The organism is Novosphingobium sp. PP1Y, from assembly GCF_000253255.1.
Classification (GTDB): Bacteria; Pseudomonadota; Alphaproteobacteria; order Sphingomonadales; family Sphingomonadaceae; genus Novosphingobium.
This window is the reverse complement of sequence record NC_015580.1, coordinates 2,075,128-2,099,239: the sequence shown is the minus strand read 5'-3', so window position 1 is coordinate 2,099,239 and position 24,112 is coordinate 2,075,128. Positions and strand designations below refer to the sequence as shown.

The 24,112-nt window shown below is 64.6% G+C and carries 22 protein-coding genes, 1 tRNA gene and 2 riboswitches; of the genes, 7 read left to right on the top strand and 16 right to left on the bottom strand.

Annotated elements, in window-relative coordinates:
• Nucleotides 1-3 precede the first annotated feature (3 nt).
• The 5 genes from cobW to PP1Y_RS16050 all read right to left on the bottom strand — a co-directional run bounded on the left by cobW (nucleotide 4) and on the right by PP1Y_RS16050 (nucleotide 5,308).
• A complete protein-coding gene (gene cobW, locus PP1Y_RS16070) occupies nucleotides 4-1,041 on the bottom strand; it encodes a cobalamin biosynthesis protein CobW (protein ID WP_041559354.1) in 1,038 nt (345 codons plus the stop codon).
• Between the two features lie 183 nt (nucleotides 1,042-1,224).
• Nucleotides 1,225-1,463: riboswitch (cobalamin riboswitch) on the bottom strand.
• Between the two features lie 75 nt (nucleotides 1,464-1,538).
• On the bottom strand, nucleotides 1,539-2,585 hold the full coding sequence (locus PP1Y_RS16065; protein WP_013833171.1) for a HoxN/HupN/NixA family nickel/cobalt transporter: 1,047 nt from the start codon (nucleotides 2,583-2,585) through the stop codon (nucleotides 1,539-1,541).
• A gap of 181 nt (nucleotides 2,586-2,766) precedes the next feature.
• Nucleotides 2,767-3,024, bottom strand: a riboswitch (cobalamin riboswitch).
• Nucleotides 3,025-3,120: 96 nt separating this feature from the next.
• Nucleotides 3,121-4,371, bottom strand: a complete 1,251-nt coding sequence (locus PP1Y_RS16060) for a diaminopimelate decarboxylase (protein WP_041558919.1) — start codon at nucleotides 4,369-4,371, stop codon at nucleotides 3,121-3,123.
• Nucleotides 4,368-4,841, bottom strand: coding sequence for an SET domain-containing protein-lysine N-methyltransferase (locus tag PP1Y_RS16055; RefSeq protein WP_041558918.1), 474 nt, complete (start codon nucleotides 4,839-4,841; stop codon nucleotides 4,368-4,370). Before PP1Y_RS16055 ends, PP1Y_RS16060 begins: the two co-directional genes overlap by 4 nt.
• Before the next feature lie 47 nt (nucleotides 4,842-4,888).
• The gene (locus tag PP1Y_RS16050; protein ID WP_013833169.1) at nucleotides 4,889-5,308 is read right to left on the bottom strand and encodes an ATP-binding protein; all 420 of its coding nucleotides are present in this window, start codon (nucleotides 5,306-5,308) and stop codon (nucleotides 4,889-4,891) included.
• A 125-nt stretch (nucleotides 5,309-5,433) separates the two neighbouring features.
• Between PP1Y_RS16050 and PP1Y_RS25400 the strand changes: the two genes are divergently transcribed.
• Nucleotides 5,434-5,766, top strand: a complete 333-nt coding sequence (locus tag PP1Y_RS25400; RefSeq protein WP_013833168.1) for an STAS domain-containing protein — start codon at nucleotides 5,434-5,436, stop codon at nucleotides 5,764-5,766.
• On the opposite strand, the gene PP1Y_RS16045 is transcribed toward PP1Y_RS25400, so the two are convergent.
• The 4 genes from PP1Y_RS16045 to PP1Y_RS16030 are packed head-to-tail and all read right to left on the bottom strand — an operon-like array spanning nucleotide 5,677 to nucleotide 11,243.
• Nucleotides 5,677-6,984, bottom strand: coding sequence for a hypothetical protein (locus PP1Y_RS16045; RefSeq protein ID WP_041558917.1), 1,308 nt, complete (start codon nucleotides 6,982-6,984; stop codon nucleotides 5,677-5,679). The two genes, PP1Y_RS25400 and PP1Y_RS16045, sit on opposite strands and share 90 nt — an antisense overlap.
• Nucleotides 6,981-7,370, bottom strand: a complete 390-nt coding sequence (locus tag PP1Y_RS16040) for a hypothetical protein (RefSeq protein ID WP_013833167.1) — start codon at nucleotides 7,368-7,370, stop codon at nucleotides 6,981-6,983. Before PP1Y_RS16040 ends, PP1Y_RS16045 begins: the two co-directional genes overlap by 4 nt.
• Complete coding sequence (locus tag PP1Y_RS16035) at nucleotides 7,367-8,614, bottom strand: histidine kinase (RefSeq protein ID WP_148274992.1); 1,248 nt, start codon at nucleotides 8,612-8,614, stop codon at nucleotides 7,367-7,369. Before PP1Y_RS16035 ends, PP1Y_RS16040 begins: the two co-directional genes overlap by 4 nt.
• A gap of 4 nt (nucleotides 8,615-8,618) precedes the next feature.
• On the bottom strand, nucleotides 8,619-11,243 hold the full coding sequence (locus PP1Y_RS16030; protein WP_041558915.1) for a HEAT repeat domain-containing protein: 2,625 nt from the start codon (nucleotides 11,241-11,243) through the stop codon (nucleotides 8,619-8,621).
• A 124-nt stretch (nucleotides 11,244-11,367) separates the two neighbouring features.
• On the opposite strand from PP1Y_RS16030, the gene PP1Y_RS16025 reads away from it, so the two are divergent.
• Complete coding sequence (locus PP1Y_RS16025) at nucleotides 11,368-13,005, top strand: PP2C family protein-serine/threonine phosphatase (protein WP_013833164.1); 1,638 nt, start codon at nucleotides 11,368-11,370, stop codon at nucleotides 13,003-13,005.
• On the opposite strand, the gene PP1Y_RS16020 is transcribed toward PP1Y_RS16025, so the two are convergent.
• Both PP1Y_RS16020 and PP1Y_RS16015 read right to left on the bottom strand, forming a co-directional pair.
• Entirely contained in the window at nucleotides 12,992-13,780 is a 789-nt protein-coding gene (locus PP1Y_RS16020; protein WP_013833163.1) for a hypothetical protein, read from the bottom strand. The two genes, PP1Y_RS16025 and PP1Y_RS16020, sit on opposite strands and share 14 nt — an antisense overlap.
• A gap of 16 nt (nucleotides 13,781-13,796) precedes the next feature.
• Nucleotides 13,797-14,513 (bottom strand): TorF family putative porin, encoded by a 717-nt coding sequence (locus PP1Y_RS16015; protein ID WP_232512400.1) that lies wholly within the window; start codon nucleotides 14,511-14,513, stop codon nucleotides 13,797-13,799.
• A gap of 371 nt (nucleotides 14,514-14,884) precedes the next feature.
• On the opposite strand from PP1Y_RS16015, the gene PP1Y_RS16010 reads away from it, so the two are divergent.
• The 5 genes from PP1Y_RS16010 to PP1Y_RS15990 all read left to right on the top strand — a co-directional run bounded on the left by PP1Y_RS16010 (nucleotide 14,885) and on the right by PP1Y_RS15990 (nucleotide 20,245).
• Complete coding sequence (locus tag PP1Y_RS16010) at nucleotides 14,885-16,306, top strand: methyl-accepting chemotaxis protein (RefSeq protein WP_013833161.1); 1,422 nt, start codon at nucleotides 14,885-14,887, stop codon at nucleotides 16,304-16,306.
• Between the two features lie 163 nt (nucleotides 16,307-16,469).
• Entirely contained in the window at nucleotides 16,470-17,321 is an 852-nt protein-coding gene (gene accD / locus PP1Y_RS16005) for an acetyl-CoA carboxylase, carboxyltransferase subunit beta (RefSeq protein WP_013833160.1), read from the top strand.
• Nucleotides 17,322-17,440: 119 nt separating this feature from the next.
• Entirely contained in the window at nucleotides 17,441-17,929 is a 489-nt protein-coding gene (gene accB, locus PP1Y_RS16000; RefSeq protein WP_013833159.1) for an acetyl-CoA carboxylase biotin carboxyl carrier protein, read from the top strand.
• 4 nt (nucleotides 17,930-17,933) lie between these two features.
• Nucleotides 17,934-19,301, top strand: coding sequence for an acetyl-CoA carboxylase biotin carboxylase subunit (gene accC / locus PP1Y_RS15995; RefSeq protein ID WP_013833158.1), 1,368 nt, complete (start codon nucleotides 17,934-17,936; stop codon nucleotides 19,299-19,301).
• Nucleotides 19,298-20,245 (top strand): acetyl-CoA carboxylase carboxyltransferase subunit alpha, encoded by a 948-nt coding sequence (locus PP1Y_RS15990; RefSeq protein WP_013833157.1) that lies wholly within the window; start codon nucleotides 19,298-19,300, stop codon nucleotides 20,243-20,245. Before accC ends, PP1Y_RS15990 begins: the two co-directional genes overlap by 4 nt.
• 84 nt (nucleotides 20,246-20,329) lie before the next feature.
• On the opposite strand, the gene PP1Y_RS15985 is transcribed toward PP1Y_RS15990, so the two are convergent.
• The 5 genes from PP1Y_RS15985 to PP1Y_RS15965 all read right to left on the bottom strand — a co-directional run bounded on the left by PP1Y_RS15985 (nucleotide 20,330) and on the right by PP1Y_RS15965 (nucleotide 23,957).
• Complete coding sequence (locus PP1Y_RS15985) at nucleotides 20,330-21,247, bottom strand: NAD-dependent epimerase/dehydratase family protein (RefSeq protein ID WP_013833156.1); 918 nt, start codon at nucleotides 21,245-21,247, stop codon at nucleotides 20,330-20,332.
• Between the two features lie 361 nt (nucleotides 21,248-21,608).
• Nucleotides 21,609-21,684: transfer RNA gene (locus PP1Y_RS15980), tRNA-Lys, on the bottom strand.
• A 28-nt stretch (nucleotides 21,685-21,712) separates the two neighbouring features.
• Nucleotides 21,713-22,210 (bottom strand): 2-amino-4-hydroxy-6-hydroxymethyldihydropteridine diphosphokinase, encoded by a 498-nt coding sequence (gene folK / locus PP1Y_RS15975; protein ID WP_013833155.1) that lies wholly within the window; start codon nucleotides 22,208-22,210, stop codon nucleotides 21,713-21,715.
• Between the two features lie 5 nt (nucleotides 22,211-22,215).
• Nucleotides 22,216-23,079, bottom strand: a complete 864-nt coding sequence (gene aguB / locus PP1Y_RS15970) for an N-carbamoylputrescine amidase (RefSeq protein WP_013833154.1) — start codon at nucleotides 23,077-23,079, stop codon at nucleotides 22,216-22,218.
• Nucleotides 23,080-23,093: 14 nt separating this feature from the next.
• A complete protein-coding gene (locus PP1Y_RS15965; protein WP_013833153.1) occupies nucleotides 23,094-23,957 on the bottom strand; it encodes a class I SAM-dependent methyltransferase in 864 nt (287 codons plus the stop codon).
• Nucleotides 23,958-24,112: the final 155 nt, after the last annotated feature.

Sequence of the window (24,112 nt, the reverse complement as noted above, 5' to 3'; positions counted from 1 at the left end):
GCCTCAGCCCTGCAGCACGGCCCTTATCGCAGCGGGATCGAGGTGATCGTGCTCGGCAATGGCGACCAGCGACGTGAGGCGCGCTTCACCGGGGCGCCAGGGGCGGTCGTAGTGGCTGCGTACCCGCGCGCCGACCGCCTGCACCAGCATGCGCATCGGCTTGCCGGCTACCGCGACATAGCCCTTCACCCGCAGCACCCGGTGATCGCTCGCCAGTGTTTCGATGCGTGCGGTGAGAGCAGCGGGATCGGCGATTTCGCCCAGTTCGATGACGGCGCTGTCGAAATCCTCGTGCTCGTGATCGTCCTCGCCATCGTGGTGCGAGGGACGCGCGGCAATGTCGTCCTCGGCAGCAGCGCCAAGGCCAAGGATCACACGCGGATCGACGACGCCCTCGCTCAGTTCGATGACCGGGACCGGGCGCGGGGCTTCGGCGGCGATGACTTCACGCGCGCGGGCAAGGCCCTCGGCGCCGGCAAGGTCGGCCTTGGTCAGCAGCACCATGTCGGCGCAGGCGAGCTGGTCCTCGAAGACTTCGGACAGCGGCGTCTCGTGATCGATTTCCGGGTCGGCCGCGCGCTGCGCCTCGAGTGCGGCGAGATCGGGTGCGAACCGGCCCTCGGCCACGGCCTCAGCGTCGGCAAGGGCAAGCACCCCGTCGACAGTGATGCGGCTGCGGATCGCGGGCCAGTCGAAAGCCTTGAGCAGCGGCTTGGGCAGCGCGAGACCCGAAGTTTCGATCAGGATGTGATCGGGCCGGGGTTCGAGCGCCAGCAGCTTCTCGACAGTGGGGATGAAGTCGTCGGCGACGGTGCAGCAGATGCAGCCATTGGCCAGTTCGACGACGTTCTCTGCCGGGCAGTCGGGGATGGCGCACGACTTCAGGATATCTCCATCGACGCCCAGCGTGCCGAATTCATTGACGACGACCGCCAGGCGGCGACCGCCGGCATTGCGGATGAGATGGCTGATGAGCGTGGTCTTACCCGCGCCCAGAAAACCGGTGATGATCGTTACAGGGACCTTGGACAGGTCAGGCATCGGCAATTCCCCACGCGCCATGGCGACAACGGCGGGGCTTGCCGGGAGCGAATCCGACCGACGCGCGGCGACGGGCGGGCGCGAAAAGGCACCCGTTACCGCGCGTTCGTGCAGCCCCAGCCGCACAGCTTCGTCGCTCAGACGGAAGAATTACCGTGCCGTGACCATCCCCTGGATCAAGGCAAGAGCGACCGGTGCGCCGGCAGGTCTCCTGGCTTGCGGGTCACTGCTTGATGCACGCCTTCCCGGATCGCCTTGCGGCTTCATCCAGTGGCCGGCCCTTCGCGTGAGGAAGGGAACCGTGTGCATCTCGCTATCCGCTCACAGTTGCAGGGACAGCCGCGGTTTTGGGAAGGAGAGACCTTCCCGCACCGCATTCCCGATTAAGCCCCTTTCGGGGCACCGGCGCGATCATTCGAAGCACAGAATCGATCCGTGCTTCGAAGCGAGGCCCTAGAACAGATCGACCGCCAAGCCAATCGCCTAAGGACCGCTTCTCATGCCGAGATGCGCACTTCGATATCGTCGAAGCGCTTCCAGCGGTAGATCGCGAAGCTGGCGAGCCAGCACAGCACGAAAAGGCCGATGATGCCGAACCCCAGGCTGTTGAAGTTCTCTCCCAGTTCGCCGGCAATATCGAACAGGCCGCCGGTGAGGCCCAGCTTATCGCCGATCAGGGCGACCGTTTCGATCCCGCCGATGACGATGGCGACAAGCGCCGAAATCAGGGTGATGGTGATGTTGTAGTAGAGCTTGCGGATCGGCTTGACGAAAGCCCACTCATAGGCGCCGAGCATGACGACGCCGTCGGCGGTATCGATCAGCGCCATGCCCACGGCGAAAAGCACCGGCAGGACGAGGATCGTGCCGATGGAGAGCCCGTCCGCCGCCTGCCCCGCCGAAAGGCCCAGGATGGCCACTTCGGTCGCGGTGTCGAAACCCAGCCCGAACAGGAAGCCCAGCGGAGCCATGTGCCAGCTGCGGGTGATGAGGCGGAACATCGGCCGGAAAAGGCGCGCCATCAGCCCGCGATTGCCCAGCAGCATGTCGAGGTCTTCCTCCACATAGGCGCCCCCGGCACGGACATGGGCGAAGGTCTTCCACACGTTGCGCAGGATGATCAGGTTCATGGCGGCAATCGAGAACAGGAAGATCGCCGAGATCGAGGTCGCGACGAGACCGCCGACCTGCTTGAGACTTTCGAACTGCGTCAGTGCGCTCGTCGTCAGGGCAATGGCTATGGCCGCGATGGTGACGATGCCGGAATGTCCGATGGCGAACCAGAAGCCGACTGCGATCGGGCGCTGACCGTCCTGCATCAGCTTGCGGGTCACGTTGTCGATGGCCGCGATATGGTCCGCGTCCACGGCATGGCGCAGCCCCAGGCCCCATGCCAGCAGGGCCGTGCCGAGCATGAGCGGCTGATCGTGGAACAGCGAGAAAGCCCAGATCCAGGCGGCGATATTGGCGGCCACGAGCGGGCCGAAAAGCCAGCCTATCCGGCGGCGCAGGTTGGGTCGAACAGAATGCGGCAATTGAGCCATGATGCGAAATCGTCCTCCGGCGTCTTGCGACAAGGCCGGGACGAACCGCTCTGGCGAACGGCCGGAAGGCGCAGGCAACCGGACGCCAGGGCCGGTCGACACGCCGCTCCGCTGCGGCCCCGACCGCAGGTTCGTCGCTCAGACGGAGTTCACCGTGCCGCGGCCATCCCCTGGACCAGGGCAAGAGCGACCAGACGCCGGCAGGTCTCCTGGCTCGCGGGTCACAGCTTGATGCACGCCTTCCCAGGCCCTTCGCGGCATGCCGCATTCGGCCCAGTGGCTGCTTCCCAGGCGCCCATGGCGCATGAAAAGCCCTGTGCATCGCGCTATCCGCTTACAGTTGCAGGGACAGCCGCGGACTTGGGAAAGGCAATCCCTTCCCCGCACCGCATTCCCGATTAAGCCCCTTTTACGAGGCACCGGCGCGATCAATGGGAATCGGCAAGAACCGATTCGAAGGTGCTGATAACACCCCGATTTCGCAGTGCCCATCGCAAGTTTGCGGCAATCGCGCGGCCCAGGCGCGGCGCGCAGCCTACAGGGCGCGTTCGGTAAAGGCGCCGCGCATGCAGTGGTTGGAACTCATCGCCGAGCCGTATCCCCCGGCATTGAGGAAGGCGATGAAGTCCCCCTCCTCAACGGGCGGAAGGAGCGTGTCGGCAGCCCAGATATCAAGCGCTTCGTTGATATTGCCGGCAATCGTCACCCGCTCGCCCGGCGCCGATCCATCGCCGCGCAGCAGGCAGGGAACCGGCTCGCACGGCAGGTCGTAGAAAGCAGGTTCCGGGTGGAGATTGAAGCCCCCGCCGACGAAGACGAACCGGGTGTCGCGCTTGATTTCGACGTCGGTCACGGGAAGCACGAGCATCCCGGCATCCTTGGCAATGTAGTCCCCCGGCTCAACGGCGATGCGCAGGCCGCGTCCGGCAAAATGGCGGCGCAGGATCGCGGCCCATTGCGCCAGATCGAGCGGCCTGTCCCCGCAGCGATGGGGCAGCCCCAGCCCGCCACCGACGTTGACCGTGCGCACCTGCGGCACTTCGTCGAGGAAGCGAGAGGCCTCCGCGACGGCCAGATCCCAGCTCTCCAGCTGATCGGTCAGGTATCCGCAGCCGACATGAAAATGCAGCGAGGTGATCGCCAGCCCATGGCTTTTCGCGAGGGCAAGCGCCTCGCCCCACTGCTCGCGGTAGATGCCGAACTTGGTCGTTCTTCCCCCGGCATAAGTCAGCTTCTCGGCATCGCCGTAGCCGGTGCCGCGCCCGGGATTCACGCGAATGCCGATCTCGCGGCCCGGCGTGCGCTCACCGATGCGTCGGATCATGCCCATGGTGTCGCAATTGATCGTGATCTCGGGATGGGACAGTAGTCGTTCCAGATCGCGCGGCGTGACGCCAGTGCCGGTGAAACTGATCTGACCGGGCGCAAAACCGCAGGCCAGGGCATGATCCAGTTCACCCGGAGAGCAGATGTCGACCCCGCATTTGCCGCTTTGTGCGAGCCGCTCAAGCAGGGGCGCAAAGCGGTTGGCCTTCATGGCGTAATAGACCGTGAAGGCGCAGCCGATATCGCCAAGGGCAGCGACCACCCTATCGAGATTGGCTTCGACGCGGTCGAGCGAATAGAGAAACAGCGCCCCCCCTTCCTCGCCCCCGCTCTCGCCCTCACCGGCCAGTGCGGCGACATCATGTCCCGCGAAGTGCAGGCGCCCGCCGCGATAATGCAGGTCTGGGCGCTCCCACCACGGCGCAGTCCCGGCCGATGAGCCCTGCTGCGGCACGGTCACGACTTCAGCGGCTTGGCCTGCCCGTCCAGAATTCGCCTGCCCTCCTCGTTCGCACTCTCGGCGCGCCCGGTGATCCACGCGCGGCAGCGCTGCGCGGCACAATGGCATGCGAATTGCCGATAGAGAACATCCTCCGTCGCGGCATAGTCGATGGTCAGGACTTCGCCAGCATCGATATCGCTAAGGGCGACAAGTTCGAAGCGCTCCATGTCCAGCCGGCAATTGGGCTCGCAACCGTGGGACAGGTAGCCGACGAATCGCGTGTCATGGACATGCATCCCCGGCGAGACCTGCAGGCTGTGCTGCAGCAGGTCGGCGCTGACTTCGCCGTTGAACCTGTCGAGCACCTCGCCCGCGGCAAAGGGGGCAAGCGCACGCACGCACAGGCCCAGCGTCTCGCAATCGCAGACGACAAGACGATCTTCGCCGGCTTCACTCGCACTGGAATGTCCCCGCGGCTGGATGAACAAGGCCGTTTCCCCTGACGCCTGCTGAATTTTGCTGATCTTCGAGGCTGTTACCCTAGGGGCAATTTCTTAGCGAAACGTAGCCTGTTGCATTCGCCTTCGCGCGCATATTCCACGCGGTCCATGATCCGGCGCACGATGTGGATGCCAAGGCCGCCGATCTCGCGCTCCTCCACGGAAAGCGAAGTATCGGGCGTCTCAAGCGACAAGGGGTCGAATGGCCTGCCATCATCGATAAGGTCGACCGCGACTTCCCCGTTCCCCACCCTGAGGCAGGCGGTTATGCGCGGCATATCCTGCTCCTTGCCGTGTTCGAGGATGTTGCTGACCAGTTCGTCGAACACGATCATGACCTTGGTCAGAACATCGAGCGGCAGGTCGGCGCTTTCCAGATAGGCTTCGATATCCTCGAGGAACGAGGGGAACCCTGCCCTTCCGTTGGCGAGAGTGCGTTCGTAATCGCAATCCATGCCACTCGATCCCCGTACCGGCGCCACGCGATTGCGGCCCCGGCCAGCTTAATCGAGTGGAAAAATTTCACAACTTCTCCAATAAGGTGCGTGGACACGATGAGAAGACGGGCGGAGACAGGGCGATGGAAATCAGCGAAGAAATCAAGGGTCCGGCCCTGGTGATGACCCTTGCCGGTCGGCTCGACAGCAATACCGCGCCGCTGCTCGAAACCCGTCTGCCTTCGCGGATCGAGGGCAATCCGGCCACCGTGATCGACCTGTCGCAGGTCAGCTACGTCAGTTCCGCGGGCCTGCGCATCCTGCTAAAGGGCGCGAAAGTGGCCAAGGCATCGGGCAACAGGCTCGCGCTTTGCGGTCTCGCTCCGTCAGTGCGTGAAGTGTTCGATATCAGCGGCTTCACCGCTATCTTTGCGATCGAACCTGACCTCGTTTCCGCTCTCGCCGCAGTCGGTTGAGCACGGAGGGCCGATCACGGCGAAGATGCCAGTCGGCTTCAGGAGCGCATCGAGACTGGCCAGCCATTCATCGGGCCCGATACCGCGCGCGGCCTTGAGGTAAACCCGCGCACGCTCCGCTTCATCGGCTTGCGCAAGCGTCACCAGCTGCAAGGCCCCTTTGGCCAATGGCGCACGCCATTCGTGCACGACCAGATCCGAAAGAGCATAAAGTTGGCCCGCAAGGTCCAGCGCGCGGCCGAGTTCAGCCTGCGAAGCGGATGCCTCGATCAATCGCCGGACATGGCAGGCCGCTGCCAGTGCATCGACAGGGTCCGCATCCTCGCAGCGCCCCAGCACGACGGCGCCGCCCTGCTCCATGTCGGCAAAGGCGAAGAAACTTCCCGCCGGAATGGCGCCGGAGGCGCGCATCGCAATGACGGCGTCCGCGGTGCGGCAGGCGCAGGGTGCGAATTCCACCGCGCGCGCATTCTCCAAGGCGTTTGCGAGGCTTCGTGTGCGGCCCTTGCGGACCTCGACGAGCGTTGCCCGAAGTTCGGCAGCTTCGCCGCTGGCATCCATGAGCCTCACCGCCCCGGCAAGATCCTGCGCCTCGCGGATACGCCATCTCACTTTGCCGTCCGGAACATGTCCCGACAGCGCGCGTCTGCTCAGGTCCAGTTCGCGGGTCAGGCGGCGGGCAACGAAAATGGCAAGCGCGCTCGCCAGGGCAATCAGCCCCAGAGCGATCAGCACCACGTCCCGGCGAATGAGGCGCAAGTGCTCTGCCATCGGAGCGCGGCTGAAGCGCGCTGCGACGAAACGACCCTCCCCTGCCGGTGCAAGCCCGATCACCCAGCCTTCCGCGCCGTCCTGCACCATCGTCCGAACGGAAGGCCGGCTCGGCCGGGCCAGCGCCGTGAGATCCCATTCCTGCCCCCCCGACTTGAGCGCAAGAGCCGGTCGGTCCGCCTCGACGAGATAGAGGGCGCCCAGTCCCTCGACATGCGCAAGGGCAGCCTCAAGCGCCTCGCGGCGGTTGGGCTGGGCAAGGGTCTTGCCCGGATCGGTCATTTCGCGTGTAAATTCTGCAACCGTAACAGCCGTCGCCAGGGCCTGTTCGCGAAGTGCATGCTCCAGTTCCGTGCGCTCCTGCGAATAGAGCAGCGCCCCGTTGACGAGCGCCAGCGCAAGAAACAGCGGCACGGCCAGCAGCAGGATTATCGAGCGGATCGTCATGCGTCAGCCCCGGCCCGGATCGCGGCGAGGCCCACCACGAAATCGGGACACTCGCGCGCGATGGTGAAAAGGTGCGGCCTTGCCAGGCACAAGACTTGCGCCCCCCTTCCTCCCGCGATGTAGTCAGCCCGCGTCGGCAGACCGAACAGCGCGGACGGCGCATCGAATACCGCGGGCGCCTGCCTGCCCTCAACGACAACCGAGCCGCCGACCACCGTGACCAGCCGCTGCGCCACCGCTCCACCTGCAAGGACCGTCTCACCCGGTTCATATTCGAAGCGGCGGGCATGGCTGGCGACAAGCAGCAGCTCGGTTTCGGTCAGCCGGTCGAACGGCGGACAGGCTGCAAGTGCCAGGGCCTCGGCAACGACCTGCGCCGCGATCATCGTGCTTCTCCCGGCCATACGACGAACTCGCCGCCCGTCAGCGAGACGAACGAGACGCGCTCCTTCGGATCGAAGCGGCCGGGATCGGCGTGCCGGCCTGCAACGCGAAGCCCGGCCTGGGGCGTTCCAATCCATTCAACCCAGCCAGCTGTGCCGTCAACCACCAGGCAAGCGCCCTGATCGCAGTCAGCGAGCATGGCCCAGTCCGCGCAGAGCGCCGGATTCTCGGCCATCGCTTGTGCGAGGCGCGCCATGGCGCGCTGGGCAAGAACCGTGCGCGCATCGGCGGGATCGCCGGGCGTCCAGGCAATCACGCGGCGAGCACCGGACAGCAGGATCACCGGCTGGCCCGGTCCGATGCCGGATCCGCTTGCCAGCAACCCTGCATGGGCGCGAGCGTCTTCCTGCACGCTGCGCTCCCTGCGCGCCTGCAACTCGCAGGAAATCTCCGCCGCACGTTCAAGCAGGGCTTTGCGCAGGACGGTGACTTCACGCGGCGCAGACCCTTGCGCCGCACTGTGCCCGCGACCCGCCGCAACCTGCAGGGTCTCTTCTGTAAGCGCCTCGATGGGCCCGGCAATACGCCGCACGAGCGCCAGTGAGACGAGCAGGCAGGCAAGCACCGAGCCAACACCGATCATCGCGCTCATGAACAGCGCATTCTGAGTGGCGACCTGTATGACCGAGACATTGACGTCCGCCCCGGCCGACGCCGCGATGCGCCCGCCCGCGCCTCTGACCGGGGCTGCCCCCGTCTTCAGCAGGCCCCACTGTTCCTGGTACTCGATCGGAGAAACATAGATCGATCCGGTATCCTCGACCCGCCTGAGACCTTCGGCCGTCTCGTCGGGCAAGTCGTCGCTGGAACCGAGCGGAGAATGATCCTCCCCCGTCGAGGCATCGAGAATATAGAGGATGTCCGCCGGGCCGCCGTTCACCTGGGTATAGAGGTAGGTCAGGTCCAGTTCCTTGCGGATACGCTGCATGGGCTCGACATTGCGGCGATAGGCAGTGCTGGCCTCGGCTGCCTGCGCGTCTCCGCCCTCGAAGGCCACTGCGATGAGGGCATCGTGATCTGCCGGATCGACCATCGCGCCGGCAAGCGCGCTCGTCGTCACCAGCTTGCGCTCGAAGCCCTCGAGGATCGAAGCGTAGAGCCAGTTGTAGACGAACACCGCCAGCAGAACCGCCACGACGACGACCGCAGGCAGGAAAGTGCGCAGCAGCAGCGCTTTGATCGGCACGCTTCTAGGCCGCATATTGCCGACCGTCCTGTGACTTGAGCATGACCAGTGCCAGTTCGGGGAAGCGCGCGGCGACTTCGCCCAGATCGCGATGGGCGATCCAGAACGGGGAGCCCCCAGCCTCCCCTGCAAGGGCCCCGCCTTCCGGCTTCTCGAAGACGGCGCACAGTACCGCAGCACCCAGCGCTTCGAGCGTAGCACCGCCAACCTCGGGATGGTCCGCCAGAGCCGCCAGCAGATCGAGCGAATGCGGCCGGGTAGCGCCGTCGATCTCCAGGAGATCAAGGACATGGCGGCGCACCATTTCGGGCATGCCTTCGCGGATCACCGCCTTGAGACGCTGGGTGAAGCCAGCGGCGTCCAGACGGTCATGGAGAACGTCAGCCGCCAAAGTCATTTCCATTGCCTGGCCGCTGGCGAGAGCCTCTACGAGAACCTGTTCGACATCGATTTGCGCGCCCTCACGCGGCTGCGCTTCGCCGTGCAGGAGCGGTCCGAGCAGGCGCAGATAGTGGCGAGGAACGCTGCTCTCGATTGCCTCCACCGCGTTGCCCCGCACCTTGGGGTTGGCGGAATGGAGCGAGACGATCAGGAGATCGAAATTCGGCAGCAGCCCGCCGATTGCAAGAAGTTCCAGCACGAAGTCTATCGCAGCTTCCGCCCGCTCGCGCTGGGCACGCGCCAGCAGTGCGACGGAGCGGTGCGTGCCGGCGTGGAGGTCGAGCAGGCTCGCCGTATGGCCGAGGCGCGAGGCTTCATCCAGTTCGCCGGTCACGAGACGATCGAGGTTGGCGGCAAACTGGGCGTAGGAAATCTGCGCCAGCGCGCGTGCCGCGATAGCGCGGGACCGATAAGCCAAGGCCCGGTCGCGCATCCCGCCCAGCAAGCGGGGGATCGCCGTCTCGCCCAGCTCCGTCAGCATCGTCGCAATTGCGCGCCGCGCCCTTGGCGCCAGTTCGGTGGCCGCCTCGAGAATGTCGGGAATGGATTCGCTGTCCGCGATCCGGCCGAGCAGCCGGATCATCCGCCGCCGTTCGTCGCGCTCCAATTTCGGAAGACACCGCGCCAGAGGCGGGACGATGTGCACGTCCTCGCGCGTTGCCAACCGGTCGATGGCCTCGGCAACGCCGATGCACTTCGCCGGATCGCCCAGCGTGAGCTGTGCCAAAAGGGCATCGATATCGGGCCCCTGCGATGCAGCAGACCCGCTAACGGGAGCTTCGCCCAGCAGGCGCGCGGCGATCTGCGCACTGTCTCCTTCACCTGCGGCGGCCCTGGCGAGCAGGCTCCTTGCCTCGGGTTCGAACTGCGGGGAAAGCACGCCGCGCCCGCCGAAGTTCATCCAGCCCTGCCGCATGTTGGCAGCCATCGCCGAAGGATAGAGCTGGCGCAGCGCGACAACGACGGCAACAAGCGTCGCGCCCACGATGATCCCGATGCCCGAAAGCTCGCGCATGTCGATCTGGCTGGCCGCGTAGATCAGGAAGCCGCCCGAGACGAGGCTGGCGAGCGGCTCGGCCATGCCCTCCATCACCGTGCGCAGCGGCCGCTTCACCCGCGAGGGGACGGCATTGAACAGCAGGTTCTGGTTGTTGTACTCGATCGAGGTCAGGACCCCGTGATAGGCGAAGAAAGCCGCAAGCGCAGCGCCCGTCCCCCCCTGCAGGAAGAACCACCCGAACACCGCAAAGTAGGTCAGCGGCTGGATGAAGGCGACATTGCGCACGCCCAGCCGCGCCACCAATCGGTTGAACACGAAAAGGCAGGTCACGAGGTTGAACAGGTTGGCTGCCGCGTAGAGCGTGCCGAACAGCGATGCCAGGGCCGCCTCGTCGCGGCCTTCCTGTAGCACCATCGAATACTGGTACTCGGCAAGATTGGTCATCAACAAGGTGACGAAGAGCACCAGCGTGAAGACCATCGTATAGCGCGACCGGCCAAAGGCGCGGCCGACCGCTGCAAGCTGGCTCAGGGCACCGCCCGATTCTTCCTCGAGATCGCTGTCGCTCTCGGCAATCTGGCTCCAGCGCCGGCGCAAAAGAGCGGCCAGTGGCGCGGTTGCCATGGCGATGGCGGCCCACAGCAGGAAGAAGTCCTGCACCGCCACGCTCTCTGCCAGCAGGCCCACCAGCATCGCGCCGCAGGCCGTACCGAGCGCGCAGAACGCGGCGAAGAGCGGGAAAAGTCGCTTGGCGTCCTGTATCGCGAAATAGGCGTCGGTATAATTCCAGAACAGCGAGTAGAGCGCGATGTACCACATCGCCAGGTAGAGCTTTACCGCGAAATAGAGCGGAACCTGCCAATCCGGCGGCAGTCCGGCATCGATCAGGGCCCAGAATGCCACTCCGCCCGCGACCAGCGCGGCCAGGGTCAGATCGACCATGCGATCGATCGAAAAACGCACGAGCAGGTAGGAAAACAGCACCGTGTAGAGCAGCATGACCGCCGGCGTCAGCATGAACACCAGCGGCAGGCGGTCCGCGCCGACATTGCTCAGGAATGCGGCATCGCCGGCACTGAAACCGACCCCCATGCCCATCTGCAACAGGAATCCGAACAGGCCGAACTGGATAAGTCGGGGCCATTCACCGCGCTCGAGCCGGAAGAGGCGGTTAACGAAATCGAGCAATGTTCTCCCCACCAATGTCGCGGTCCGGCTTAATCAATTTTTGCAAGTATCGCTGCAATAGGGCTTATTCCGTTTCTATCGCGTTATCAGGCACAGTATCGGGGGGATGATTTTCGTGGCGACCATGGATGGAGCGCAAAGGGTGCGCAGGTTCGGCCTCAAGCCGCAACTGCTGCTCCTGCTCTTTGTACTCAACCTGGTTTCCGCAACGGTCTATACCGCTGTCCTCTACAGTACCGACCGCAACGAGATCCTCACGGGCATCGACGGCAAGCTGCGGATCGCGACGAATGCCGTGCGCGAGATCATCCCCGATGGATACCACCGGCGCATCCGCGATGCGAAATCGGTCACGCCGGCTGAGTACAGGCAGATCCAGCAGCACCTGTCGCGCTTCGGCAATGCTTCGGGCCTGACGTATGTCTATACCTACATGAAGTTCGGCGACGACATCCGCACCGTGGCTACCAGCGCCACCGACGGCGAAATCGCGCAAGGCAGTGAGACGAAGTTCTTCACGCTCTACGACACCGCGCCCGACAAGCTCTATCGCAGCTTCGCCGACGGCACGGTGCGCTTCGACGAGTACAGCGATTCCTTCGGCCGCTTCCGCTCGATCTACATGCCGGTGAAAAGCCCTGACGGGCGCGTCCACGTCATCGGGGCGGACATCGACCTGACCTGGCTGGACGAGCGGCTGCACATGGCGCTCGTGAAGTCGATCGCGATCGGCATTGCCCTGTTCGCGCTGTCGATGGCGGTCGGCTGGTTCCTCGTCTCGCGCATCGTCGAACCGCTGGTGCGGTTGACCACCTTCACCCGCAACATGGAGACGCGCAGCTTCCGGCCCGACGAGGACGAAATGGACGCCATGCGCAAAATCAGCCGCGACCGGGGCGATGAAGTGGGCAGCCTTGCCGAAGCGATGGCCGGGATGATTGCGCGCCTCCAGCGCTACCTCGTCGAGGTTGCCGAAGCGACGGCGGCGCGCGAAAGGGTGGAAGGCGAGCTTTCCGCCGCGCGCGACATCCAGATCGGCATGTTGCCGCGCAAGTTCCCGCCCTTCCCCGACCGCACGGACCTCGACGTTTTCGCCCTGCTCGAACCGGCCAAGCAGGTGGGCGGCGACCTCTACGATTATTTCCTGATCGACCGAAACCGCCTGTTTTTCGTCGTCGGCGACGTATCGGGCAAGGGGGTTCCGGCCGCGCTGTTCATGGCCATGACCACCACCCTGTTCAAGGCGCACGCCATGTCGGGCGGATCGACCGGCCAGATCATGGAGCGGGTCAACGCCGAACTCTCGCGCGACAATGCCGCGGAGATGTTCGTGACCGTCTTCGCGGGCATCCTCGACTTGCGCAGCGGCGAGGTGGAATACAGCGACGGCGGGCACGAGGCGCCCTTCATCGTGCGGGCGGATGGATCGGTCGAACGGCTGGCCAAGCAGCAGGGCATGGCGCTCGGCGTGTTCGAGGACGTTCCCTTTCGCACCGGCCATTTCGACTTGCGCGAAGGCGATGCGCTGGTCCTGTTCACCGACGGCGTCTCGGAAGCGACGGGCGCGAACGACGAACTGTTTACCACGGCCCGCATCGCCGATGCCCTGGCCAGCGCACGCGCCGAATTTTCCGCCAGACTGATTGCCGAAGGACTCGCGCAATGCGTGCGCGGATTCGTCGGCGCCGTGCCGCAGTCGGACGACATCGCGATCCTGACGGTCTGCTACGAAGGCGCCCGCGAAACCGTCAGCCCAGCGTGATCGGCGGCCGCTCGAGCCCGTGCATCTTGCGCAAGTAGAGCCGCATGTCGTCGATCTGGCCGCGTAGTTGCTCGACGCTGGCCGGCCGGGCGTCGAGCGCGGCGGCGATATAGGGGCAGCTCTCGCGCTCCCAGGGCAGGAAGTCGAAACCTTCTTCCGCATCGTGCATCCACACGATCGGATATGGCCGACCGAACATCACGCCCTTCAGTTCCTCGCGCCCGACCAGGTACATCGCGACGGTCGAGAGATTGTCCGCACCCAGCAGCGCTTCGACCAGATCGAGCGATAGCACGAGACTGGCCGGACGGGCATATTTCGAAAGGCGAAAGCCCAGGTCGAGGTCCGGCCCGATGAAATCGAGATGCGGCGCGGCATCGTCCGAGGACAGTTCCGGGATTTCGAGAGCGATGTTGTTCTCGGCAAAGTCAGCCAGCCAGGCCGTGCCCTTGAGGCGCAATGGCAACGTCTCGAAATGGGTGGCTTCGTAAAGCCGCATGGTGCGCAGCAGGACGCGCAGGATCCCGGTCAATTCCTCGGCGCTGGAAGGCTGCGCGGTGAAGATCACCTCATCGCCCATGGCTTTCCAGACATCGACCGCCGGAGTCTCGTCCTCCTCGAGGAATTCGAAGCCCATCTGCCCCACCAGCATCAGCGGGAAGTTGGTGAAGAATGTGCGGAAGATCTCCATCCAGCCACCCGGCCCCTTGGCGGTCTTGGTCGCCTTGAACTGGGTCGAGCCGACCATGTCTACGGAAAGGAAGAGACGGGACATGGCGTGGACCCTGCAATCAGAAGCTGGCGGCAAGCGAGGCAATGACGCCCGCCCTGGCGAAACGGCCTGCCTCATCGGCACCGGAATAGTTGGTATCGACGTAGGACAGCGATGCGGTCAACGGTCCCGTCGCATAGGAAAGACCCGCTTCCCAGTCCCACTTGCGGTCGTAGGCATCGCCGTTTTCATAACCGAGATGACCGAACATGCTTACAGGCAGGCTGCCCAGCGGAACCTGGCCCTTTGCCGCAATGTAGATGTTGTCCCCGCCGAAATTGTCCTGCCGGGGCACCCAGCCCATGTCGAGACCGACGCTCCCGGTCCCCAGTCTGGTCGTGGCCGAACCCAGAACCTCGAAGTAGTTCACGCCCTGGCCACCTGGATAGACATAGGCTAGCGCAGTAACCGAATAGTCGATGCCGGCGAGAGAGCCGCCATAGCCGCCGTAAAGGTCGAGCTCGGTGTTGGAACCGCCGGAATCGGCAATGCTCGAAGCCCAGGTGCCGATGAACAGGCCGCTGTCATGGCTGAGGTCGATACCGCCCTGGATCGCCGGGTCCTTGCCCGACAGGCTGATGCCGCGAAAACGGTAGTCGGAAACGATGCTGGCATTCGCAGAGAGCTGGAAGGCAGGCGTGGCGCCATCGACGCTTTCACTCCCTGCGGCCGGCAGGGGCATCGCACCCAGGGCAAATGCGAGAAAGCCCGCTGTCGATCTTACACTCGATGCCACGCCCGTAGCCACTCCTTCCCGCGATCCGGCAGGCTTAGGCCCATTTGCAATAACTATTGGTAAATCAATGCAACGCGCAGACCGCAGGCGCCACCGCCTGCCGCTGTCCGGGAAGCGCCACTATAGCCTTGCGCCAGGCGCTTCCAAGAAAGCCCACCCGAATTTTGCAAGCGCGATCAGAAGCTGTTCTTTCAAAACTGCAATAGTCGATAGGAATATCGGTGCGCATCATAGGGATCAGTACGTAGATTGCGAAGAACTCAATATTTCTCCTGCTTCTCTTACTCTGACTCCATCGAAGTCCGTCTTCTTGTCGACTTGGGGAGCGTCGTTGCGATCCGGGCTGCCGATGGGAATTCGAGGAGTCCGACATGCTGCAATGGTTTGAAAAGACGGCCCCTATCCGTACGAAATTCAAGGCTCTGACAGCCCTGCTCGCCCTGATCGGCACGGCGGGACCGGCCACGACATGGCTCGCTGGCGGAAACGCCGAACTGATCGGCGCTGCCTGCGCTTCACTCGCCGCCACCGTGATCGTGATGATCCTCGCCGCGCGCCATATCACTACCCCTTACGTCAATACGGTCATGCGGATGGAAGCGCTGGCCGACGGGGACACCGACAGCCCGATCCGCTACACCGACTACAAGGACTGCGTCGGGCGCATGACCAAGGCCATGGAAACCTTCCGCAACAACGCCGTGGCCCTGCGCAGCGACAATGCCGCGCAGGAAAGGCAGATCATCGATGCCCTGAGCGGCGGGCTCAAGAAGCTCTCCAGCAATCATCTCGACTGCGAAATCCGCAATCCCTTCCCCGGCGCCTACGACGACTTGCGCAAGGACTTCAACGCCGCCGTCCGCTCTCTCGCAGGTACCATACGCTCTGTCCGCACCGCCGCTGCCAGCGTGCGCACCGGCGCAACCGAGATCCGTTCCGCCTCGGACGACTTCGCGACCCGCAACGAGCGCCAGGCCGCCAGCCTCGCCGAAACCGCATCGTCGATGAACGAAGTCACCAGCAACGTGAAGCGGACCGCCGACAAGGCGACCGACGTACAGCAGGCCGTTTCCGGCGCTCACCGCGAAGCCACCGAGGGGGGCGAAGTCGTGCGCAGGGCCGTCGCAGCGATGGGCGAGATCGAAAAATCGGCCCAGGAGATCGGCCAGATCATCAACGTGATCGATGGCATCGCCTTCCAGACCAATCTCCTCGCGCTCAACGCAGGGGTCGAGGCCGCCCGGGCAGGCGATGCCGGCAAGGGTTTCGCGGTCGTCGCCAATGAAGTGCGCGCCCTTGCCCAGCGCTCTGCCGAGGCGGCGAAGAACATCAAGGAACTGATCACCGTCAGCAGCAAGCAGGTCGGCGACGGCGTCGTTCTCGTCGGCGATACCGGCACCCTGCTCGAAAAGATCGTCGCCAGTGTGGGCGATATCGACGAGCTGATGGCCGAGATCGCCCGCAATGCCACGCAGCAGGCGGGCAACCTTCAGCAGATCAACGACGCGGTGGGCGAAATGGATCGCCTGACCCAGCAGAACGCCGCGATGGTCGAGCAATCTACCGCAGCCTCGCGCAGCCTCGCCGACGAGGCGAATGAGATGACCTCGCTCGTCTCCTCCTTCGTCACCGGCGAAGACGACATCGTGCGCCCGATGCGCAAGTTCGCCCCATCGGTGCCTTCGGCTCCTGCCCCTTCCCTCCATTCGGCGCCTCGTCCGCAACCCGCGTCGATGGGCAATGTCGCCCTGCAATCGGTGCCCACGAACGACGAGGACTGGAGCGAATTCTGATCCTCAAGCGATGGCAGCTTGTGCAAAACCCGTGAGACAGCCCTGCGATTGCGGGGCTGTCTTACATTCGCAAACCGCGCATTCCCGCCATTTGCGGCCCTTTGCAGGGCTATGGGAACCTGCAGGACTTGCCGAAGCGCCGAAAAACGGCAAATAGCGCGGCATGAGCTGGCTAACACGCGTACGCAATTCCCTCTCGCGCACGAGCAAGCGCGACACACCCGACAACCTCTGGATCAAGTGCCGATCCTGCGGTGAGATGCTGTTCGTCAAGGACTTCGAGGACAACCTCTCGGTCTGCCCGAAGTGCGACTACCACGGTCGTATCAGCGCGCAGGAACGCATCGGGCAACTGCTCGATCCCGGATTCTCGATCCTGCCCACGCCCAAGGTCAAGGAAGATCCGCTCAAGTTCCGCGACAGCAAGAAGTATCCCGATCGCCTCAAGGCCGCCCGCGCCAACTATCCCTACGGCGATGCGCTGACCAATGCGGTCGGCCAGATCGAGGGCAAGAAGCTCGTGCTGGGCGTGCAGGACTTCGGCTTCATGGGCGGTTCGATGGGCATGGCGGTCGGCGCAGCCTTCGTCAGCGGTATCGAGCGCGCGATTCGCGAGAACTGCGGCTATGTCATCTGCACCGCGGCTGGCGGCGCACGCATGCAGGAAGGCATTCTCAGCCTGATGCAGATGCCAAAGACGACGGTTGCCCTGCGCCGCCTCAAGGCTGCCGGATTGCCCTACATCGTCGTCCTGACCGACCCCACGACCGGCGGGGTCACGGCCAGCTACGCCATGCTGGGCGACGTCCAGATCGCCGAGCCGGGCGCGCTCATCGGCTTTGCCGGCCAGCGCGTGATCCAGGACACCATTCGCGAAAAGCTGCCCGACGGCTTCCAGCGCGCGGAATACCTCCACGAACACGGCATGGTCGACATGGTCGTGCATCGCCGGGACTTGCGAGAGACGCTGGCGCGCCTGCTCGATTATCTCCGTCCGGTTGCATCTGCAGCCTGACAACGCAAAACTGCGCACAGTCCCTTCGCGGAAAAAATGTGCAAGGTTAGGATTAATCCCTTGTCACGTGCTATCGCCCCCGCGATAGCCGCGGCAAAATATGCTGATCCGAGGAACGCATGGGTAACCAAACGAGCGGCAAGGCCGCTGGCATGAACATTGACAGCGCACTGGTGCGCGAACTGGCGGAGCTTCTCTCCGACACCAACCTCAGCGAGATCGAGGTAGAGGACGGCGAACGTCGCATCCGCGTCGCCCGCACGCTGATGGCAGCGCCGATGGTCCAGGCCGCGGTCGCTCCGGCCCCCGCGGCTGTCGCTGCTCCGGCCGCTGCCGCACCTGCCGCGGCAGAAGCCGCCGCGCCGGTCGTCGACGGCACCGCCGTCAAGTCGCCGATGGTGGGCACCGCCTACCTCGCGCCGGAACCCGGCTCGGCCAACTTCATCTCGGTCGGCCAGAGCGTGAAGGCAGGCGATACCCTGCTGATCATCGAGGCGATGAAGGTGATGAACCCGATCACCGCACCTGCCGCGGGCACCGTCAAGGCCATCTTGGTGGACAATTCCCAGCCGGTCGAATTCGACCAGCCGCTCGTCGTCATCGGCTGATCGCATGGGCATTTCCCGCATACTGATCGCCAATCGCGGAGAAATCGCGCTGCGTATCCATCGCGCCGCGCATGAAATGGGCATCGAGACGGTCGCCGTGCACTCCACGGCCGATGCCGACGCGATGCACGTTCGCCTCGCCGACCACGCGGTATGCATCGGCCCGCCCTCGGCCCGCGATTCCTACCTCAACGTCGCCGCGATCATCGCTGCGGCAGAGATCACCCAGGCCGACGCGATCCACCCCGGATACGGCTTCCTTTCGGAGAACGCCAAGTTCGCCGAGATCGTCGAAGCCCACGGCATTACCTGGATCGGCCCCAAGCCCGAGCATATCCGCACGATGGGCGACAAGGTGGAAGCCAAGCGCACCGCCGGCGCGCTCGGCCTGCCGCTGGTCCCCGGGTCGCCGGGCGCCGTCGAAGACCTCGACGAGATCCGCGAGCTTGCAAAGGAAATCGGCTACCCGGTGCTGGTGAAGGCCGCATCGGGCGGCGGCGGTCGCGGCATGAAGATCGTGCCCAGCGAAGACCAGCTCGAAACGATGGTCAGCCAGGCCCGCTCGGAAGCCAAGGCCGCCTTCGGCGACGACACCGTCTACGTCGAGAAGTACCTGGGCAATCCGCGTCACATCGAATTCCAGATCTTCGGCGATGGCAACGGCAATGCCGTTCACCTGGGCGAGCGCGACTGCTCGCTGCAGCGCCGTCACCAGAAGGTGCTCGAGGAAGCTCCATCGCCCGTCATCACGGCAGAGGAACGCGCGCGCATGGGCGGCGTCGTCGCCAAGGCGATGGCCGACATGGGCTATCGCGGCGCCGGCACGATCGAGTTCCTGTGGGAAAAAGGTGAGTTCTACTTCATCGAGATGAACACCCGCCTGCAGGTCGAGCATCCGGTGACCGAAGCAATCACCGGCGTCGACCTCGTGCGTGAACAGATCCGCATTGCCGACGGCAAGCCGCTGTCGGTCAAGCAGGACGAGATCGAGTTCAAGGGCCACGCCATCGAGTGCCGCATCAATGCCGAGGACCCGTGGACTTTCGTCCCCTCCCCCGGCCTTGTCGACACGTTCCACGCGGCCGGCGGCATGCACGTGCGTGTCGATTCCGGGCTCTATGCCGGTTACCGCATCCCGCCCTACTACGATTCGATGGTCGCCAAGCTGATCGTCTACGGCCGCACCCGCGAGGGCTGCATCATGCGTCTCAAGCGGGCGCTGGGCGAAATGGTCGTCGGCGGGGTCAAGACCTCGATCCCGCTGCACGAAGCGATCATCCAGGACCCGGAATTCCAGTCCGGCGACTACACGATCAAGTGGCTCGAACAGTGGCTGGCCGACAAGGCCGAAGCCGAAAGCGAGGCCAAATGATCTCCTATCTCGATTTCGAGAAGCCGATTGCTGCCCTCGAGGCGCGCATCCACGAGCTGCGTTCGACCGCCGACACCGGCGGCCTCGATCTGGTGAACGAGATCCAGAAGCTCGAGACCAAGAGCGAGCAGCTGCTGGCGCGCACATATGCCACGTTGACGCCGTGGCAGAAGACGCAGGTCGCCCGCCACCCGCAGCGACCGCACCTTCGCGACTATCTCGCCCATATCTTCACCGAATTCATGCCGCTGGGCGGCGACCGTCTCTACGGTGAGGACGCGGCGATCGTGGGCGGAATGGCGCGGCTGGGCGACCGGCGCGTCATGGTCATCGGCCATGAAAAGGGCCACGACACCCAGACCCGCATCAAGCACAACTTCGGCATGGGCAAGCCGGAAGGTTACCGCAAGGCGGTGCGCCTGATGGAACTGGCCGGGCGCTTCGGCCTCCCGGTCGTGACGCTGGTCGATACCTCGGGCGCCTTCCCCGGCGTGGAAGCCGAAGAGCGCGGCCAGGCCGAGGCCATTGCCCGCGCCACCGAGGCCTGCCTGTCGCTGCCCGTGCCGATGGTCGCCACGATCGTCGGCGAAGGCGGATCGGGCGGCGCGGTCGCCCTGGCGAGCGCCGAGCGCGTGCTCATGCTCGAACATGCCGTCTATTCGGTGATCAGCCCGGAAGGCTGCGCCTCGATCCTGTGGCGCACCGGTGAGCGCGCAGCGGACGCCGCCGCCGCCATGCGCGTAACGGCGCAGGACCTGCTCCAGCTCAACGTGATCGACCGCATCGTGCCCGAACCGATGGGCGGCGCTCATCGCGATCCCGCAGCCGCCTCGCAGGCGCTGGGCAAGGCCATTGCCGAGGAGCTCGACGCACTTGCGGGCGTTCCGGCCAGGGACCTGCTCCATCGCCGCGAAGAACGCTTCCTGGCGATCGGCAACCTCTAGTAGGGGGCCCCGCCCCTCTCCCGAAGAATTCAGGCATGGCCGGAGTGCACAGCGCGCTCCGGCCATTCTGATTCCTGCTCTGCCTCAGAGTGTCTGGAGCGCGTTTCTGACCAATGAGGAAAGATCGCCGTCGTGGACGAACCCGGCTCTTTCGGCCGCAGGCGTCGCGAGAGGCGGCTGCGCTGCGAAGGCAGCCTCCAGTTCCATATCGGCGCGATAGGCCACCAGATCTGCGGACACGCCGCACTGGCGGGCGATTTCCGCGGCGAGATCGCGCATGGCGATCCGCTGCGCCGGCAGCGTGACTGCCCGCGTAGGCGGCAACAGAGCGGTATCCAGCGACAGCGCATGGATGAAGTTGTCGGCGCAGCATGCTACCGACTGCGCCCAGATCGTGCCCCCCGCGGAGACCGGACAGGTGAAAGTCTCGCCGGCCTTGAGGGCATGGAACAGGTCGCTCATGAAGGCCGACTTCATGCCGGACGGTCCCTTGGGCCGCGCAAGTATGCCCGGCAGGCGCACGGTCACGCCGTCGATCATGCCGCGATTGGACATCATCGCGACCGCGCCCTCCATCATCGCCTTGTGCCCGCCGTAGATCAGCTTCGGCGAGAGCGGCGTCTCGTCGTCGACCTGCTCCGGCAGCGGATCGCCGAAGACGGCGATGGAACTGGCATAGACGACGCGCAAGCCCGGACGCAGCGCATTCGCTTCCAGCAGCAGGTCGTACATGGCATCGACATTGATCCGGCGCGAAGCCTCGGGATCGGCCTCCGCCGCGCCGCCCGGAACGGTCGCGAGATGGACAAGCGCATCGCAGCCGCCAGCCAGCGCATCGCCGCGCACGGCCCTGTCTCCGAGATCGCCCGCCACGGCACGGGCACCTTGGGGAATGCCGCCCGCATGCGCATCCAATGCAACGACAGTGTCGCCGCGCTCCAGCAGCCGCGAAACAAGTTGCCGACCGACGAAGCCGCCGCCCCCCGTCACCAGGACCTTCACGCTGCGCCTCCCGCGCACCCAAACCTGCCGCCGCGCAAGTCTCTTGCACAAGACACGCCTTTGTCCGCGCCTTGCCCCAAAAACCGTGCTGCGGCCGGGACCAATAACCGTCCAAAGCTCGCGCGCATATTTGTCCTCCCCGCTGCCGCCACCCGAGTCCGAGAGTTAGCCGTACGCGGCTCAGACGTCGCATTGAATATGTGGATGCCAAACCATCGATGCATTGAATGCAGGCAGGCCGAAGACCGCGTAACCGGATTTCGCCCGCCACCTTTGTCCCCGCTACGCGCCGCGCGATTGCGCCGCCGCGTGAGGGTATCGTTCCGGTCTGGAAATGCAATTGCCGCAGCCGCCGGCGAAGTGGTGAGCCCGACAGGATTCGAACCTGTGACCCGCTGATTAAAAGTCAGCTGCTCTACCTACTGAGCTACGGGCCCACGATGCCGTTTCGCGGCTGCGGAAGGGTCAACTAGGGACAGGGCGAGGCTTGGTCAAGCGCGCATGCAACTGATTCACCGACAAGCCGGTCAAGGGATCGCGCCAGCCACCCGCAATAGTGCACGCGGGGCCCAGTACGAACTGCCGCTGACGATAGGCCGGGTGCGGGATCACGAGCCTGTCGCTGGTCCATGGGCCGCCATCCCACAGGACGATATCGAGATCGAGCACCCGCGCGCCCCAGGGCCGTCCGCCCGACTTGCGGCCGAACTTGCGTTCCATCTTGGCCAACTTGTGGAGCACTTCGTCCGGATCGCGATGCGTACCGACGATGGCGACGCCATTGGCATAGCGCCTGCGCGAGGGGCCCAGCGGGGCAGAGTCAATCAGCGGCGAGACGGCTTCGACCTCGAACTTGCCCTTGTCGAGCGCGGCAAGCGCGGCCCTGAGTACCTTGTGCGGATCGCCATGCTTGCGATGCCGCATGTTCGATCCCAGTGCGATGAGATAGCGGTGCCTTGCCAAGTCGGTCAGACGTCCTGCGCGATGCGGGTATAGAGCTGCGGACGGCGATCCCGGAAAAAACCCATGCCGGCACGGTGCTTCGCCGCACGCGCAAGGTCCAGCTTCGCAACCAGCACGCCGGTTTCCTGCTTGCCGAATTCGGCGACGAAATCGCCCCACTCGTCGGTGATGAAGGAATGGCCGTAGAATGTCTGCTCGCTGCCCGCCTCGGCCTCGATGCCGATGCGGTTGGCCGCGATCACCGGCATGCAGTTGGAAACCGAATGGCCAAGCATGGCGCGGCGCCACATACGGCTGGTATCAAGCGCGGCGTCATAGGGTTCGGAACCGATGGCAGTAGGATAGAACAGCAGTTCGGCCCCCATCAGCGCCATCACGCGGGCGCATTCCGGGTACCACTGGTCCCAGCACACGCCGACGCCGATGCGCGTGCCGAACAGGTCCCATACCTTGAACCCGTCGTTGCCCGGCCGGAAGTAATACTTCTCCTCGTAACCGGGGCCGTCGGGAATGTGGCTCTTGCGATAGGTCCCCATGATCTCGCCGTCGGCATCGATCATGGCCAGCGTGTTGTAATAGTGGTGCCCGTCGCGTTCGAAGAAGCTGGTCGGGATCGCCACCTTGAGCTTCCTGGCCAGCGCCTTCATCGCGATGACGGAGGGATGCTCGGCCGTGGGGCGGGCCAGCGCGAAGAGCTCCTCTTCCTCCACCTTGCAGAAATACGGCCCCGAAAACAGTTCGGGCGGCAGGATGATCCGGGCGCCGTTGCCCGCCGCCTCTTCGACGAGAGCGGAAACGGCGGCGATGTTTTCCGCCTCGTCGGCGAAGCCAAGGGCTAATTGCAGTGCTGCGACAGTGATTTCGGCCATGGGCCGGCCCTTTATCAGGGCCGCTTGCGGAACAGAAGCGTCATCCGGTCACTTTCGCCGATCGCTGCGTATTTCGCCTTGTCCTTGTCCTTCAGCGCGTAAGTCGGCGGCAGGGTCCACACGCCCTCCTCCCAGTCCGCGGTGTCCCTGGGATTGGCGTTGACCTCAGACCTGGCGACCAGCTCGAAGCCGTTCACTTCCATGAACTTGATCACGTCCGTCTCGCGCAGGTAGCCGCGATTGCCATAACTGACCGCGTAAGGGGCGTCTGCCTTGGCCCGGTGCTGGACGATACCAATCAGGCCATCGTCCTTGAGCAGCGCGCGCATGGCCTTGATCTCGCTGTCGGCGATGTTCCAGCGCAGCATGTTGTGCATCATGCGCACGACGAGGATCCGGTCGAAGGTTCCCTTCTGGTCGTCCGGCACGGTTTCGAGCGTCATGCCCGAGAAGCTCTGGGCCGGAAGCCCCGTCCATCCCGCGACCTGATCGGCGAAACCGGCAGCCGAGGCATTGATCTTGTCGGCGTCGAACGGCCCCTGCTTCGGGTTGAAGAACAGGCCGGTGAGATGCCCTTCCTTGGCCAGATAGGGCGCAAGGACCCGCGAGTACCAGCCGCCGCCCGGCGCATATTCGCCGACCTTCATATCCGGGCGAACGCGGAAGAAAGACAGGGTTTCCGCCGGATGGCGAGCGGCGTCACGATTGCGGTCATCCTTGCGCGCGGGATGTGCGAGAGCGAGTTCGACCAGTGCTTCGCAGCCCTTGCAGAATTCCGCTTCGGTGCGCGCATCGGCCCCGGCTTCCACTGTGGCGGCGGAAAGCGGAGCGGCCAGCAGACCCAGGAACGACGAAACGGCTACCAAAGTTCGACGCATCACGATTCTCCCAGCGCGGACGAAGTGGCGGAAAAGTAAACCAGATCGGGACAAAGGCAACCCGGATAGACGACCGGGAATGGCGCCTCCCGATGACAAGGGCGGGTCAGCTACCTATGTTCGTGGGCTTGAATGCCCCCCGAACGACAAGGACA

What these genes read in the sequence shown, in the direction of transcription:
- cobW (WP_041559354.1), bottom strand. Translation starts at nt 1,041, where the DNA reads ATGCCTGACCTGTCCAAGGTCCCTGTAACGATCATCACCGGTTTTCTG.
- PP1Y_RS16065 (WP_013833171.1), bottom strand. Translation starts at nt 2,585, where the DNA reads ATGGCTCAATTGCCGCATTCTGTTCGACCCAACCTGCGCCGCCGGATA.
- PP1Y_RS16050 (WP_013833169.1), bottom strand. Translation starts at nt 5,308, where the DNA reads ATGGATTGCGATTACGAACGCACTCTCGCCAACGGAAGGGCAGGGTTC.
- PP1Y_RS25400 (WP_013833168.1), top strand. Translation starts at nt 5,434, where the DNA reads ATGGAAATCAGCGAAGAAATCAAGGGTCCGGCCCTGGTGATGACCCTT.
- PP1Y_RS16045 (WP_041558917.1), bottom strand. Translation starts at nt 6,984, where the DNA reads ATGACGATCCGCTCGATAATCCTGCTGCTGGCCGTGCCGCTGTTTCTT.
- PP1Y_RS16040 (WP_013833167.1), bottom strand. Translation starts at nt 7,370, where the DNA reads ATGATCGCGGCGCAGGTCGTTGCCGAGGCCCTGGCACTTGCAGCCTGT.
- PP1Y_RS16025 (WP_013833164.1), top strand. Translation starts at nt 11,368, where the DNA reads ATGGATGGAGCGCAAAGGGTGCGCAGGTTCGGCCTCAAGCCGCAACTG.
- PP1Y_RS16020 (WP_013833163.1), bottom strand. Translation starts at nt 13,780, where the DNA reads ATGTCCCGTCTCTTCCTTTCCGTAGACATGGTCGGCTCGACCCAGTTC.
- PP1Y_RS16010 (WP_013833161.1), top strand. Translation starts at nt 14,885, where the DNA reads ATGCTGCAATGGTTTGAAAAGACGGCCCCTATCCGTACGAAATTCAAG.
- accD (WP_013833160.1), top strand. Translation starts at nt 16,470, where the DNA reads ATGAGCTGGCTAACACGCGTACGCAATTCCCTCTCGCGCACGAGCAAG.
- accB (WP_013833159.1), top strand. Translation starts at nt 17,441, where the DNA reads ATGGGTAACCAAACGAGCGGCAAGGCCGCTGGCATGAACATTGACAGC.
- accC (WP_013833158.1), top strand. Translation starts at nt 17,934, where the DNA reads ATGGGCATTTCCCGCATACTGATCGCCAATCGCGGAGAAATCGCGCTG.
- PP1Y_RS15990 (WP_013833157.1), top strand. Translation starts at nt 19,298, where the DNA reads ATGATCTCCTATCTCGATTTCGAGAAGCCGATTGCTGCCCTCGAGGCG.
- aguB (WP_013833154.1), bottom strand. Translation starts at nt 23,079, where the DNA reads ATGGCCGAAATCACTGTCGCAGCACTGCAATTAGCCCTTGGCTTCGCC.
- PP1Y_RS15965 (WP_013833153.1), bottom strand. Translation starts at nt 23,957, where the DNA reads ATGCGTCGAACTTTGGTAGCCGTTTCGTCGTTCCTGGGTCTGCTGGCC.